Below are 14,412 nucleotides of genomic sequence, written 5' to 3'. Positions count from 1 at the left end.
AACGCCTGCCATTCGCCCATGCCATTCAACTTTCCGATTTTTCTGACATGGCTGCGGATCGTGCTGATTCCGCTCGTCGTCGGCGTCTTCTACATGCCCGATTCGATGATGAGCGCCGTCGATCGCAACGTCGCTGCGGCGACGATCTTCGTGTTGGCTGCGCTGACCGATTGGTTCGACGGCTATCTCGCGCGCAAATGGAATCAGACGTCGGCGTTCGGCGCGTTTCTCGATCCCGTTGCCGATAAGCTCATGGTCACGGCCGCGCTGCTCGTGCTCGTGCAGCTCGGGCGCATCGAGTCGGCGATCGCGCTCGTGATCGTCGGCCGCGAGATCGCCATTTCGGCGCTGCGCGAATGGATGGCGCAGATCGGCGCGTCCAAGAGCGTCGCCGTCAACCGGCTCGGCAAGTTCAAGACGGCTTGCCAGATGGTCGCCATCCCGATGCTGCTCTACTACGGCAGCGTGCCGATCGGCGGCACGCTCGCGATCGATGCGCGCGTGTGGGGGCTCTGGCTCATCTACCTCGCCGCCGTGCTGACGATCTGGTCGATGCTCTATTACATGAAACTCGCGTGGCCGCAGATCCGCGAACGCGGCGGCGCGCTTTGATGCCATGGCGCCGCTCGCAGCCCCGGTTGCGTTTCAATGCTGTTGAACCCTTCGTTTTGCGCTGTTCGGCGCCGCGGCTCGTTTGCCCGCGCTGAACGGTTTCGTAGAGAGAGTCATGTCCAGCGTTTCTCCCGCTTCGCCCGCCGAGTCCAAAGTCCGCACCGTTTTTCGCGTCGTCAGCGGCAACTTCCTCGAGATGTACGATTTCATGGTCTATGGCTACTACGCTCATGCGATCGCCAAGACCTATTTTCCGAGCGGCAACGACTTCATCTCACTGATGCTGTCGCTGTCCGTGTTCGGTGCCGGTTTTATGATGCGCCCGCTCGGCGCGCTCGTGCTCGGCGCCTACATCGACCACCACGGCCGTCGCAAGGGCTTGATTCTCACGCTGATATTGATGGCATTCGGCACGCTGGCCGTGGCCGCGGTGCCGAGCTATGCCACCATCGGTATGCTCGCGCCCGTGTTGGTGTTGCTCGGGCGGTTACTGCAGGGCTTTTCGGCCGGCGTGGAACTCGGCGGCGTGTCGGTCTATCTGTCCGAGATCGCGACGAAGGGGCACAAGGGTTTTTATTGCTCGTGGCAGTCGGGTAGCCAGCAGGTCGCGGTGGTTTTCGCGGCGCTGCTCGGCGTGATCCTGCACGATGTGCTGCCGGCCGAGCAAATGGGCGCATGGGGCTGGCGCGTGCCGTTCCTGATCGGTTGCCTGATCGTGCCGTTCTTGTTCCTGATTCGGCGCTCGCTCAAGGAAACCGAGGAATTCCTGGCGATGCATCACAGGCCGTCGGTCGGCGAAGTGTTCGCCTCGCTCGTGGAGAATTGGGGCGTCGTGCTCGGCGGCATGGGCATGGTGCTGATGACGACGGTTTCGTTCTATTTGATCACGGCCTATACGCCGACGTTCGGCAGGGATGTGCTCAAGCTCTCGGCGGTCGACACGCTCGTCGTGACGGTCTGCATCGGCCTGTCGAATCTCGTCTGGCTGCCGCTCATGGGTGCGGTTTCGGATCGCGTCGGCCGCCGGCCCGTCTTGCTCGTCTTCACCGTGCTGACGATCTTGACGGCCTATCCGGCCGTGCAGTGGCTCGTGGCCGAGCCTTCGTTCCTACGCCTGCTCGCGGTCGAACTCTGGCTCTCGTTCCTCTACGGCAGCTATAACGGGGCGATGGTCGTCGCGCTGACCGAGGTCATGCCGCGCGAAGTGCGCACGGCCGGCTTCTCGCTCGCATACAGTCTCGCGACGACGATCGGCGGGTTCACGCCGGCCATTTCGATGATGCTCATTCATCAAACCGGCAACAAGGCGGCACCGGGCCTGTGGATGGGCGCGGCGGCCGTTTGCGGACTGATTGCCACGCTCTTCCTGTATCGCTCGCCGGAGGCGCGCAACCAGTACAAGGCGGTTTGACGTCGGTTTTCGGGCGGCCTAGGCGCCTTACTCGAGCAGCTCGCGCGCGAGCATGCGCGCGACTTCTTCGACCACCGGGCCCCATTGCCCCGGCGAAGGCTGCCGCACGAGTCGTGCGCTCGGGTACCAAGGGCTGCGATCGGTATTCGTGAACCAGCGCCAGTCGGCCGCGAACGGCAGCATGAGCCAAAGCGGCTTGCCGAACGCGCCGGCCAGGTGGGCGACCGACGTGTCGATCGAAACGACCGCGTCGAGCCTGTCGACGATGGCGGCCGTATCGGCGAAATTGCCGATACGTTCGTCGAAGCGATGAATCGACGTCGTGCGCGCATGCGTGTCGAGCGCGCGCTTGTCGTCGTCGCTCAAATTGGGCTGCAGCACGAGCCAATCGATACCGGCCAACGCGAACAGCGGCGCGAGCTGCGCGATGGGCATTGCGCGGTTCTCGTGCGCCTGGATGCGGCCCGACCAGGCGAGGCCCACCTTGATCTTCGCATGGCCGCCGAGCGAGCCGCGCCAGCGCCGGCGGTAGGCAGCCGGGACGTCGAGGTAGCGGCGCACGTAGGGCAGCGTGTCGAGCGTCGTGCCGAGTGCGAGCGGCAAGCTCAGCAGGGGGCAGCGCAAATCGGCTTTCGGCGGCGCTTCGCCGGCAACGGCGAGTGCAACGCGCCACGCTTTCGCCAATGGCGCGACGAGCGGCTCGAGTTCGCGTTGCACGGTTAGCACGATGCGGCCGGCGCGCTCGTCCGCTTGGGGCACGAAGCGCAGGAATTGCAGCGTGTCGCCGAAGCCTTGCTCGGCTTCGATCAACAGCGTGCGCTCGCCGATCGGTTCGCCGCGCCAGCGCCGCAAGGCAGACATACCGGCGTTGCCGGGCGAATCGGTCGTCGCGGCGATCGCGAGCCGCGATTCGTAAGCGGGCAGGCCGCGCGCGAGATCGCCGAGCGTGAGCAACGTCAGCGCCCGATTGAGCTGCGCCGACGCCAGATCGGGACGCAACCGCAGCGCTTGGTCGAATGCGCGCAACGCCGCATCGTGCGCGCCGAGTGCGTGGTGCGCGTTACCGAGACCGAGCCAGGCGAGCGCGAGTTGCGGATCGAGGCCGACCGCGCGCTCGAAGCGCGCGATCGCCTCCGCATGCCGCCCCAGCGCCGCGAGTGCGTTGCCCGAGCCCAACAGCGCCGGGGGGAAGCCGTTTTGCAACGCAAGCGCAGCTTCGAATGCGGTGCTTGCCTCTTCGTGGCGTCCTACCGCGTCGAGCGTGTTGCCGAGGTTGAAGTAAGCGGCGACGTAGCGCGGCTGCGCGGCCAGCGCTGCGCGAAATTGATCGATCGCTTCGTCGGTGCGGCCCAGCGCCGCGAGCGCCATGCCGAGATTGTTGTGCGCACCCGCGTGGCCGGGGCGCAGCGCGAGGGCGCGCGAGAATGCAGCGATCGCTTCTTCGCTGCGGCCGAGCGCGTGCAGCGCATTGCCGAGATTGTTGTGGGCCGAGGCGTCGTCCGGCTGCAGGCGCAGCGATTTCTCGAAAGCGTAGACCGCGTCTTCATGGCGACCCGCCTGTGCGTAAGCGTTGCCGAGGTTGTACTGCGCAAGCGGAAATTCGGGCGCGAGCGTGAGCGCATTGCGAAAGCGTTCGATGGCACCGTCGAGGCGGCCCAGCGCCTTCAAGGCGTTGCCGAGGTTCAATTGCAGCGCTGCATCGTTGGGCCGCAATGCAACGGCCCGCCCGACGAGCTCGGCCGCTTCTTCGTGGCGGCCTTGCTGGTGACGAAGCACCCCCAGAAGATGGAGGGCATCGGTATGGACGGGGTCGGCGTCGAGCGCCGCGCGGTAATCGCGCTCGGCATCGGCGAGTCGTCCGTCACGATGCGCCGCATAGGCGCGCGCGAAAAAGGGTTCCATGACGGCAGGCAATGGCGCAAACGCCGCATTGTCCCACACTCGGCGGGCCGGGCCTACGACGGCTCGGCCCGCGCCATTACGGTAGCCGCCTGGGCCGAATGCCTGCGACATTTACCGGGCCCCGATGCGAGCCCCGATGAGAAACGCGCCGGCGTACACTTGGCAGGATCTCGTGGTTCCCCGGAGGACGAGCATGGCCGCCGTCGACGTCAACGCGCTGCCGGTGCTGATCGTGGGGGCCGGGCCGACCGGGCTGGCCGCCGCGATGAGTTTGGCGCGCACGCATACGAGCGTGCGCCTGATCGATCGTGCGCCGCAGCCGGCGGTGCATACGCGCGCGATCGGCATTCAAGCGCGCACGCTCGAACTATTCGAGCAGCACCGGGTCGTCGAGCCCTTTTTGGCGTCGGGGCACCGCTTGCGCGCCGCGAATCTCTACTCGAACGGCAATCGGCTCGCGCGCCTCGATTTCGACCCTCTGCAAACGCGCTACCCCTACCTGCTCTGCCTGGACCAATCCGTCACGGAGCGGCTGTTGACCGAGCATCTCGCGAGCCTCGGGGTTCAGATCGAGCGCGGCGTGACACTCGTCGGGCTCAAGCAAGACGCCGCGCTGGTCGAGGCGCAGCTGTTGCACGCCGACGGCCGCCAAGAGACGTGTCGCGCAGCCTACCTCATCGGCGCTGACGGCGCGCACAGCACCGTGCGTCATTTGCTTGGTTTGAGTTTTGCCGGCAAGACGTTCCTGCAGACGTTCATGCTCGCGGACCTGCAAGTCGATTCCGATTTGTCCGACGACGAGTTTCATTTGTTTGCATCGAGCGATGGGCTGGCCGCCGTCATTCCAATGGGAGGCGGGCGCCACAGGCTCATTGCCGACCATCCGTCGACATTAGCCGATCCCGCGGCGACATTGTCTTCCAGCCAGTATGCGGATGCGCCTGCCGATGCTTCGCACGAGCACGAGCGTCAGGATGAGCACGAGCATGAAGACGACGAGCAAGCGCAGACGCCCGCGCATCCAGCCGCCGCCGGCGACGATCCGCCCGCCCCGTCGCTCGAGCTATGCCGCGCCATCGTGGCGCAGCGCGCGCATCATCCGTTGATGCTGTCGGGGCTTGCTTGGTCTGCCTATTTCCGCCTCAATAGCCGGATGGTCGAGCGGCTGTGGACACAGCGCGTCTTCCTGGCCGGCGACGCCGCGCACGTCCATAGTCCGGCCGGCGCGCAAGGGATGAACACGGGCATCCAAGAGGCGCTCAATCTGAGCTGGAAGCTTGCGCGGACCCTAGCCGGCCGCGAGAGCGGGCCGTTGCTCGACACTTACCAGCTCGAACGTCACCCGATCGAGCGCGACGTTTTGCGTCAAACCGCTTTCGTCACGCAGTTGGCCGGAGCCGAGCGCGGACCATTGAAATTGCTGCGCGAGCGGGTGATGCCGGTGTTGGCGGCGTTCGGGCCGTTGCGCGACGCGGCGCGGCTGATGGTCAGCGAACTGGCGATTCAATATCGGCGCAGCCCGCTCACGCTCGAGCGCGTGCTCGATGGCGGCCCGCGCGCCGGCGAACGCGCACCGGATGCGCTCGTGCGTGTCGTCGACGGTCCGCTCGGGCAGGCGCCCGGCACCGGGCGTCTCTACGATTTGCACGATCCCGGCTTTTTCTCGCTGTTCATCCTAGAGGCACTGCCGGGTGGTGTCGACGCCGCGGTCGATGCGAAGGGGGCGAAGGGGGGGGCGGCGACGCCCGCCGTCAAGCCCGACCCCGAACTCGACCGGCTGATTTCGGCGATCGAGGCGGCGCTGCCCGATGCGGTGCGAATTTGGCGCGTGACCGATGCGAGCGAGGACGCAACCTGGTCGCTGACGCATGCTTACGGCCGGACGCGACCGGCCTTCTACCTGATTCGGCCCGATGGCTACATTGGTGCGCGGGGGCGGCCCACTTCGGATACGAGCGCGCTCGCGCGGCACTGCGAAACGTGGTTCTCCGGCGTGCGCCGCGCGAGTTGAGTCGAAGGTGACTGGCTCAGCGCGTCCGTCCCGTCACTTCGGAATCGGGACGCGGCGCCGAACGCCGCCGCGGGATCACGCGATCGCTTGCGGCGTCAGCCTCTCGCGTGCGCGTGTCAGTGCCTCGAGCACGATCGGCGACATCGTTCCGCTTGCGGCCGGATCGTCGAGCGACGCGAGGATCGCTCGACGCATCCGGGGTTCCCAGAAGTGGTGAATGTGATCGGCGATATCGACCAGTGCTTTCTCGCGATCGGGCATCGACGCGAAAAACTCACCGATCTGATTCGCCATTTCAATCAAATGCTCGACCTTCATCGCAGCTTGCCTTCATTCGTCCGTTGTCGTGTTCGTTTCCGTGTTCGCACCCGCGTCCTCGTTCCGAGCGCCATGCTCACTTGCCGCTCGTCGCGCTGGCCAGCGAGCGCTCGCGCAGCAGTTCGAGCTGTGTTTCGTTGAAGCGTTCGTAGTGCTGCTGCCATTCGGACGGCTGCTGCACCGGCTGCACCTGCACGGCCGTGACCTTGTACTCGGGGCAGTTCGTGGCCCAATCGGAACTGTCGGTCGTAATGACGTTCGCGCCCGATTCAGGGAAGTGGAATGTCGTATAGACAACGCCGGGCTGCATCCGCTCGCTGACGAGCGCACGCAACACCGTATGCCCCGCGCGCGATTCGATCCCGACCCAATCGCCTGTCTTGATGCCACGGTCCTCGGCGTCCTGCGGATGAACCTCGAGTCGATCCTCCTCGTGCCAGCGGGAATTCTCCGTGCGGCGCGTTTGCGCGCCGACGTTGTACTGGGAGAGGATGCGTCCCGTCGTCAGCAAAAGCGGGTAGCGGCGCGTCACCTTCTCGCGCGAGGCGATGAATTGCGTGATGACGAAGTGGCCCTTGCCGCGCACGAATTCGTCGATGTGCATCGTCGGCGTGCCTTCGGGCGCCTGCTCGTTGCAAGGCCATTGCACGCTGCCGAGCCGGTCGATCAGCGCGTGCGAGACGCCGCGGAACGTCGGCGTGAGCCGCGCGATTTCGTCCATGATTTCCGACGGATTCGCGTAATCCATTTCATAGCCGAGCGCGCGGGAGAGCAGCAGCGTCACTTCCCAATCGGCGTAGCCGGCGAGCGGCGGCATGACGCGGCGCACGCGCGAGACGCGGCGCTCGGCGTTCGTGAACGTGCCGTCCTTCTCGAGGAACGAGGAGCCCGGCAGGAACACGTGCGCGTATTTCGCCGTCTCGTTCAGGAAAATATCCTGCACGACGATGCATTTCATCGACGAGAGCGCGGCTGCGACGTGTTGCGTGTCGGGATCGGATTGGACGATGTCCTCGCCCTGGCAATAGAGCCCCTTGAAGCTGCCGTCGAGCGCGGCGTCGAACATGTTCGGGATACGTAGGCCTGGCTCGGGTTGCAGTTGCACGCCCCAAGCCGCCTCGAACTGATGACGCACCTCGTCGCCGCCGATATGGCGGTAGCCGGGCAGCTCGTGCGGGAACGAACCCATGTCGCACGAGCCTTGGACGTTGTTCTGGCCGCGCAGCGGATTGACGCCGACGCCTTCGCGACCGATGTTGCCCGTCGCCATCGCGAGATTCGCGATGCCCATGACCGTCGTCGAGCCTTGTGCATGCTCGGTCACGCCGAGGCCGTAGTAGATCGCGGCGTTGCCGCCCGTCGCGTACAGACGCGCGGCTTCGCGCACGAGCGCGGCGGGAACGCCCGTTATGTCGGCCATCGCTTCGGGGGCGTTTTCGGGCTGCGCGACGAATGCGCGCCATTGCTCGAATGCGGGCGCCTCGCAGCGCTTCGCGATGAACGCTTCGTTCAAGAGGCCTTCGGTCACGATCGTATGCGCGAGCGCGTTGATGAGCGCGACGTTCGTGCCGGGACGCAACGGCAGATGGTAGATCGCCTTGACGTGCGGACCGTCGACGAGATCGATGCGGCGCGGATCGACGACGATGAGCTTGGCGCCTTCACGCAGACGGCGTTTCAGCCGCGAGCCGAAGACCGGGTGGCCGTCGGTCGGGTTCGCGCCCATGACCATGATGACATCGGCCTTGTCGACGGACGCGAATGTCTGCGTGCCGGCCGATTCGCCGATCGTTGTTTTCAGGCCGTATCCGGTCGGCGAATGGCAGACGCGCGCGCAGGTGTCGACGTTATTGTTGCCGAAGGCGGCGCGTACGAGCTTCTGCACGAGATACGTTTCTTCGTTCGTACAGCGCGAGGACGTAATACCGCCGATCGATTCGCGGCCGTGCTTCGCCTGAATGCGGCGAAATTCCGAGGCCGCGTACGAGATCGCTTCGTCCCACGTCACTTCGCGCCACGGGTCGGTGATCTTGGCGCGGATCATCGGCTTCGTGATGCGATCTTTGTGCGTTGCGTAGCCCCACGCGAAGCGCCCTTTGACGCAGGCGTGGCCTTCGTTGGCCTGCCCGTTCTTGTACGGCGTCATGCGCACGACCTCCGTGCCCTTCATCTCGGCCTTGAACGAGCAGCCGACGCCGCAATAGGCGCACGTGGTGATGACCGAATGCTCGGGCTGGCCCAAGAACGTGACGGTTTTTTCAACGAGCGTGGCCGTCGGGCACGCGGCGACGCAGGCGCCGCACGAGACGCACTCCGATTCCATGAACGGCTCGCTCTGGCTTGCCGCGACACGCGATTCGAACCCGCGCGCGGCGATCGTCAGCGCGAACGTGCCTTGCGTCTCTTCGCACGCGCGCACGCAGCGATTGCAGACGATGCACTTGGACGGATCGTAGGTGAAGTAGGGATTCGATTCGTCCTTGACGTCCTTCAGATGATTCGCGCCGTCAAAGCCGTAACGCACTTCACGCAGGCCGACCACGCCCGCCATGTCTTGCAACTCGCAGTCGCCGTTGGCGGAGCAGGTCAGGCAATCGAGCGGGTGATCGGAGATGTAGAGCTCCATCACGTTGCGCCGCAGCGTTTGCAGGCGCTCGCTTTGCGTCCGCACGCGCATGCCCGCCTCGACGGGCGTCGTGCACGAAGCAGGATAGCCGCGCTTGCCTTCGATTTCGACGAGGCACAGACGGCACGAGCCGAACGCCTCCAGAGAATCGGTCGCGCATAGCTTGGGGACGTTCACGCCGGCTTCGATCGCGGCGCGCATGACCGACGTGCCGGCCGGCACCGTGATATCGCGGCCATCGATCTCTAGCGTGACGTCGGTATCGGCGTGCCGGCGGGGCGTGCCGTAATCGGTATCGTCGAGGAGCGCAGTCGCGTTCGATCGACATGCGCAGTTTGCTGAACCGCAGCCGCCCGAGGTCGTCGGGGCGGAAGGGGTACGGGCGGGCGCATCGGACATGTGAGGCTCCGTCAATCAAGCCGCAGCCGCATTCGGCGCAGCGGGACGAAGACCGAAGTCTTCGGGGAAATGGTCGAGGGCGGACAGCACCGGGTAGGGCGTCATGCCGCCCATCGCGCAGAGCGAGCCCGCCACCATCGTGTCGCAGAGTTCGCGCAGCAATTGGACCTGCTTCGGCGACGTATCGCCTTCGCGGATGCGCGCGATGACTTCCACGCCGCGCGTCGAGCCGATGCGGCAAGGCGTGCATTTGCCGCACGATTCGATGGCGCAGAAATGCATCGCATATTGCGCGAGTTCGGCGAGGTTCGACGTGTCGTCGTGAACGACGAGCCCGCCGTGTCCGACGACGGCGCCCACGGCTGCATAGGCTTCGTAATCCAGCGGGATGTCCCACTGGCTTTCGGGCAAGTAGGTGCCGAGCGGGCCGCCCACTTGGATCGCGCGCACGGGGCGGCCGCTCGCGGTGCCGCCGCCGAAGGTCTCGACGAGTTCGCGCAGCGTCACGCCGAAGGCAAGCTCGACGAGCCCGCCTTGCTTGATGTTGCCGGCCAACTGGAACGGCAGCGTGCCGCGCGAGCGGCCCATGCCGAAGTCACGATAGAACGCGGCTCCGCGCGCGAAGATGATCGGCACCGTCGCGAGCGTGATGACGTTGTTGACGACCGTGGGCTGACCGAACAATCCGGCCAACGCGGGGACGGGAGGCTTCGCGCGAACGATCCCGCGCTTGCCCTCGAGCGATTCGAGCAACGCGGTTTCCTCGCCGCAGACATACGATCCCGCGCCCTTGGCCACTTCGAGTTCGAAGGCGTGGGCCGAACCGAGCACGCGCTCGCCGAGCCAGCCGGTCGCGCGAGCTTGATCGATGGCCGCGGCGAGCATCGCGATCGAATGCGGGTATTCGCTGCGCACGTAGATGTAGCCGCGCGTCGCGCCTGTCGCAATACCGGCAATGATCATGCCTTCGATCAGCGAGAACGGGTCGCCCTCCATGGCGAGACGATCGGAGAACGTGCCCGAGTCGCCTTCGTCCGCATTGCAAACGACGTACTTTTGGTCGGCTTTCGCTTCGCGCACCGTGCGCCATTTGATGCCTGCCGGAAACGCGGCGCCGCCGCGGCCGCGCAGGCCCGATTCCAGCACCGTTTCGCAAGCGGCCTCGGCGCTCATGCCGAGGGCGGCCGTCAGCCCCGCGAGGCCGCCGTGCGCGACGTAGTCGTCGATCGAGAGCGGATCGGTGATGCCTAGACGTGCGAACGTCAGGCGTTGCTGCCGCTTGAGATAGGGAATCTCGTCGACGACGCCGACCGAGCGTGCGTGCGTGCCGCCCGTCAGAAAGTCCGCATCGAACAACGAGGCGACCTCAGCCGGCTCGACATTGCCGTAGCCGACACGGCCGTCGTGCCCTTGGACTTCGACGAGCGGCTCGAGCCAAAGCAGGCCGCGCGAGCCATTGCGCACGAGTTCGATGGCGATGCCGCGGCGCGCAGCCTCTTGCACGATCGCGTCGGCGATTGCATCGGCGCCGAGGGCGAGCGCCGACGAGTCGCGAGGAACGAAAACACGCGTGGTCATACGCTCTCCTTCGTGTTCGCGATGCGCGCCGCCGCATTGGCGCGGGCCTGTTCGAGCAACGCATCGAATTTCCGGGGCGTGACCTTCACGTGCAGCGTGCCGTTGATCGTCATCGAGGGCGACAGGGCGCATTGGCCAAGGCAGTAGACCGATTCGAGCTCGACTTCGGCGTCGTGCCCGGCATTGGCGCCGGCATTGTGCGCCTCATCGAAGCGGCAACCGGTGCGGCCTTCGATGTGCTGGGCCAGCGCTTCAGTGCCCATGCTGCGGCAGGCTTCGGCGCGACACAGCGCGACTGTGACCGGCGCGCTCGGGCGCGTGCGGAAGTGGTGGTAATACGTGATCACGCCGTGGACTTCGGCGCGCGACAGATTGAAGGCGCGCGCGAGCGGCGCGACGACCTCGGGCGGGACGAAGCCCGCATCGTCCTGAATGGCGTGCAGCACCGCGATCAGCGATGCGCCCGGCGAGGCGTGCCGGCGGACGAGTTCGTCCGGCGCCGTGGCGCTGGCGTGTTCCAAGGTGGGGCTCCTCCTAGACTTCAATATGCACTTGCTGATCATATAGTGTGCATATATGCTCGGCTATGGCCGTTATTCCGGAACAATAGGCGCGGGTCAGGCGACGCGCAATAGGAAGTTGAACTACATAAATGATTGAAATCAAATGCGTCGCGGAATTGGTCGTGCGCGACAGCGCCGGCCGGGAAGCGAGCCTCTCGGACATCGTGCCGCTGCTTGCGCTCGTCGACGAGACGGGCAGCATCGCGCAGGCCGCGGGCGAGCGGCATCTGTCGTATCGGCATGCATGGGGGCTGCTGCGCGCGCTCGAGGCAAAGCTCGGGGGCGAGCTGATTTCGAAGGAGCGGGGCAAGGGATCGGCACTGTCGGCGCTCGGGCGAGCCGTCGTACAGGCGCAGCGCGCCTGCGCCGAGCGGCTCGACGGGCCGTTGAAGCAGCTCGCGGGCGAAGTGGCGGCGGAATTGAACCGCCAGCTTGGCGCCGGCGCGACCACGCGCATTCACGCGTCGCACGGTTATGCGGTTGCGGCGCTGGCGGCGCAATTGAACGCTCGCGAGGCAAGCGCGGTGGACATCAAGTATCGGGAGAGCGCTGAGGCGGTGGCGGCGCTGGCGCGCGGCGAATGCGATTTCGCCGGCTTTCACTTGCCGCGCGGCGTGTTTCGCGAACTCTGCGCCGATATCTATCGACGCTGGCTCGATCCCCGGCGACACGTGCTCGTCTATTTGACGGCGCGTAAGCAAGGGTTGTTTCTGGGTAAGGGCAATCCGAAGGGAATACGCGGTCTCGACGATCTGGCGCGGCCCGATGTGCGATTCGTCAACCGCCAGCCGGGCTCCGGCACGCGGCTGCTGCTCGATCTCGCGTTGAACAGCATCGGCATCGATCCCGAGCGGATCGACGGGTACGCGTCGACGGAGCTGACGCACACGGCGATCGCGGCGTTCGTCGCGAGCGGCATGGCCGACGCCGGCTTCGGCGTGGCGCCGGCCGCGCATCATTTTGGGCTCGATTTCGTGCCGATCGTCGATGAGGATTACTACTTCGCTTGCGATCGGGCGAGACTGTCGGCGCAGCCGCTCGCGTCGGCGCTCGCCGTGCTGCGCAGCAGCGATTTCCGCGCGAGCGTGGCGGCGCTCGAGGGCTACGACCCGACCCACTGCGGCGAACTCGTCGACGTGTCGGCGGGCCTGCGCGGCGCGGCCATGTCGGGGGCGGCCGACGCGGCGCGATGAGCGCGAGCGAAGCGCCCCGCGCGGGTCCGGTTTCCGTTACGACCGTAACAGTTTCGGCTGCATGGTGCGCCAGTTCTGCGTTACGCTTACGATTCTCCAGTCAGACTGATTCGGACCGCGCCGCCCGGCGCGGTAATCGCTATGAAATCGCTTTTCAATCTCTGCGCCGGCGTGGCGGCGGCCGGCGTGCTGTCCGCGGTTGCATCGCTCGCTTTTGCGCAGAACGCACCCGGCGTGCCGGGAGGCATCCTGCAGGACGAATTCCAGCTCCAGGCGCATCCGCAATTGGAGTTTGCGGCGTCGGCGCCGTCGAAAAAGTACCAAACGCACACCACGAAGCTGCGCAAGAAGGGCGATGACGGCGATCCGGACGGCTGCAATCTGCAATGTCCTGACGACAGTAATTGATGCGGGCTTGCGGTCGGTCCTTGGGTCGGGGAGGTTGCGCTTGCGGAGATTGGCGCGGGTAATCTGCGCATGAACTTCGAGGTGCCGCTCCCGCAAAACAAAACACCCCGCGAGCGCTGAACTCGTCGGGGTGTTGGGCTGACCTCGAGGGCATCGAAGGCAACAAGTGTTGGTGGAGCCGGCGGGAATCGAACCCGCGTCCGCAAATAGTCCACAGCCAGTTCTACATACTTAGTTCAGTCATTTGATTTAACCGCACCGACGCGGACGAACACGCTTCGTTACGGCGAGTCACTCAATTTTCGGCCCCGATGTCGTGACACCATCGAGGATTATCTGACGTGAATGACCTCGCTAGTCTTGCGACCCTAGCCCGTCAGCGAGCTAGTGCGAGGTTGGCGGGGTTAAGCCGCCAATGCGAAAGTGTTGTCGTTCGCAGTTACTTAAGTCCCATTGATTTACGAGGTGACGGGTCCTCGGTATGCCCTGAACTGCTTCATTACCCACGTCGAAACCAGGTCGGCCCCTGTGTGCAAGCTTTCATTATCCCACAGAACGCAAGACGGTGCGCTTCGCTGGGTATTGAAGCGGAGCGCCGCCCATACGAACCCCATACGCATTAAAGCCGGCGGCCGCCGCTGTGGCGCTCGCGCGCCGTCAGTTCAGGGCGCCGAGCAGATGTTGGAGCTGCAGCGGCGAGTCGACGATGTGCTGCGCGTGCCACATGGCGGGCGGCAAATCGTTGCCGCAATAGCCGTAGGCGGCGGCGACGGTGGCCATCCCGGCCGCGAAACCCGCTTGGACATCGCGTAAATCATCACCGATGTAGACGATTTTCTCCGGCGGCAGCGCGAGCGCCGCGGCGGCATGCAGCAGCGGGGCAGGATGCGGCTTCGAGTGCGGTGTCGTGTCGCCGCTCACCACGCAGCCGGCGCGTGCCGCTAGCCCGAGTTGCTCGACGAGCGGCATCGTGAGACGGCCGACCTTGTTCGTGACGATACCCCAGGGGATGCCGTGTGCATCGAGCGCATCGAGCAATTGCGCGATACCGGGGAACAGCGTCGTTTCGATGCACAAGTCGGCTTCGTAATTGGCGAGGAACTCCTCGCGCATCGAGGCGTAATCGTGATCGTCCGGCCCGAGGCCGAAGGCGCCGCCGATCAGGCCGCGTGCGCCGGCCGATGCCAGCGGGCGCAACTGCTCGATCGGGACGCGTTCGAGCCCGCGGTCGCGGCGCATCTTATTGACGGCGGCGACAAGGTCGGGCGCCGTATCCGCGAGCGTGCCGTCGAGGTCGAACAGGGCGGCGCGGCATCGCGCGAGCTGCGGCGCGCCGTCGTGCCGCGCGGGTTGCGAGATAGGTTGGCTCATGATTCTAGAGGCGGTGCCAT

11 protein-coding genes and 1 other RNA gene are annotated in these 14,412 nt (G+C 65.6%); 5 read left to right on the top strand and 7 right to left on the bottom strand.

The genetic code is table 11. From position 1 onward, the window contains the following. The first annotated feature begins 18 nt into the window (after nt 1-18). Together pgsA and J3485_RS12785 are read left to right on the top strand one after the other, a co-directional pair. On the top strand, nt 19-612 hold the full coding sequence (gene pgsA, locus J3485_RS12790) for a CDP-diacylglycerol--glycerol-3-phosphate 3-phosphatidyltransferase (RefSeq protein WP_206952881.1): 594 nt from the start codon (nt 19-21) through the stop codon (nt 610-612). 115 nt (nt 613-727) lie between these two features. After that, nucleotides 728-2,023, top strand: coding sequence for an MFS transporter (locus tag J3485_RS12785; RefSeq protein WP_206952880.1), 1,296 nt, complete (start codon nt 728-730; stop codon nt 2,021-2,023). Between the two features lie 27 nt (nt 2,024-2,050). Here the strand turns inward: J3485_RS12785 and J3485_RS12780 are convergent, their stop codons facing one another. Continuing rightward, nucleotides 2,051-3,925, bottom strand: a complete 1,875-nt coding sequence (locus J3485_RS12780; RefSeq protein ID WP_206955792.1) for a tetratricopeptide repeat protein — start codon at nt 3,923-3,925, stop codon at nt 2,051-2,053. A 193-nt stretch (nt 3,926-4,118) separates the two neighbouring features. Here J3485_RS12780 and J3485_RS12775 point away from each other — a divergent pair, with 193 nt between their 5' ends. Further along, a complete protein-coding gene (locus J3485_RS12775; RefSeq protein WP_206952879.1) occupies nt 4,119-5,936 on the top strand; it encodes an FAD-dependent monooxygenase in 1,818 nt (605 codons plus the stop codon). 75 nt (nt 5,937-6,011) lie between these two features. On the opposite strand, the gene J3485_RS12770 is transcribed toward J3485_RS12775, so the two are convergent. From J3485_RS12770 to J3485_RS12755, 4 genes are all read right to left on the bottom strand, one after another. Beyond that, nucleotides 6,012-6,254, bottom strand: a complete 243-nt coding sequence (locus J3485_RS12770) for a formate dehydrogenase subunit delta (RefSeq protein ID WP_206952878.1) — start codon at nt 6,252-6,254, stop codon at nt 6,012-6,014. Nucleotides 6,255-6,330: 76 nt separating this feature from the next. Continuing rightward, nucleotides 6,331-9,279, bottom strand: coding sequence for a formate dehydrogenase subunit alpha (gene fdhF / locus J3485_RS12765; protein WP_206952877.1), 2,949 nt, complete (start codon nt 9,277-9,279; stop codon nt 6,331-6,333). A gap of 15 nt (nt 9,280-9,294) precedes the next feature. Further along, nucleotides 9,295-10,857 carry a formate dehydrogenase beta subunit gene (locus tag J3485_RS12760; RefSeq protein WP_206952875.1) on the bottom strand — a complete coding sequence of 521 codons (1,563 nt, stop codon included), beginning with the start codon at nt 10,855-10,857 and terminating at the stop codon, nt 9,295-9,297. Next, nucleotides 10,854-11,420 carry an NAD(P)H-dependent oxidoreductase subunit E gene (locus tag J3485_RS12755; protein WP_374192421.1) on the bottom strand — a complete coding sequence of 189 codons (567 nt, stop codon included), beginning with the start codon at nt 11,418-11,420 and terminating at the stop codon, nt 10,854-10,856. Before J3485_RS12755 ends, J3485_RS12760 begins: the two co-directional genes overlap by 4 nt. An 89-nt stretch (nt 11,421-11,509) precedes the next feature. Between J3485_RS12755 and J3485_RS12750 the strand changes: the two genes are divergently transcribed. Beyond that, nucleotides 11,510-12,613 carry a substrate-binding domain-containing protein gene (locus J3485_RS12750; protein ID WP_206952871.1) on the top strand — a complete coding sequence of 368 codons (1,104 nt, stop codon included), beginning with the start codon at nt 11,510-11,512 and terminating at the stop codon, nt 12,611-12,613. Between the two features lie 141 nt (nt 12,614-12,754). After that, nucleotides 12,755-13,021 carry a hypothetical protein gene (locus J3485_RS12745; protein WP_206952869.1) on the top strand — a complete coding sequence of 89 codons (267 nt, stop codon included), beginning with the start codon at nt 12,755-12,757 and terminating at the stop codon, nt 13,019-13,021. Nucleotides 13,022-13,191: 170 nt separating this feature from the next. On the opposite strand, the gene ssrA is transcribed toward J3485_RS12745, so the two are convergent. Both ssrA and J3485_RS12735 read right to left on the bottom strand, forming a co-directional pair. After that, nucleotides 13,192-13,548: a transfer-messenger RNA gene (ssrA, locus tag J3485_RS12740) on the bottom strand. Between the two features lie 130 nt (nt 13,549-13,678). Further along, nucleotides 13,679-14,392 (bottom strand): HAD-IA family hydrolase, encoded by a 714-nt coding sequence (locus tag J3485_RS12735; protein WP_206952867.1) that lies wholly within the window; start codon nt 14,390-14,392, stop codon nt 13,679-13,681. Between the last annotated feature and the right edge of the window lie 20 nt (nt 14,393-14,412).

The sequence above is a fragment of the Trinickia acidisoli genome, assembly GCF_017315725.1.
GTDB classification, from domain to species: Bacteria; Pseudomonadota; Gammaproteobacteria; order Burkholderiales; family Burkholderiaceae; genus Trinickia; species Trinickia acidisoli.
This window is presented reverse-complemented; position numbering and strand designations above follow the sequence as displayed.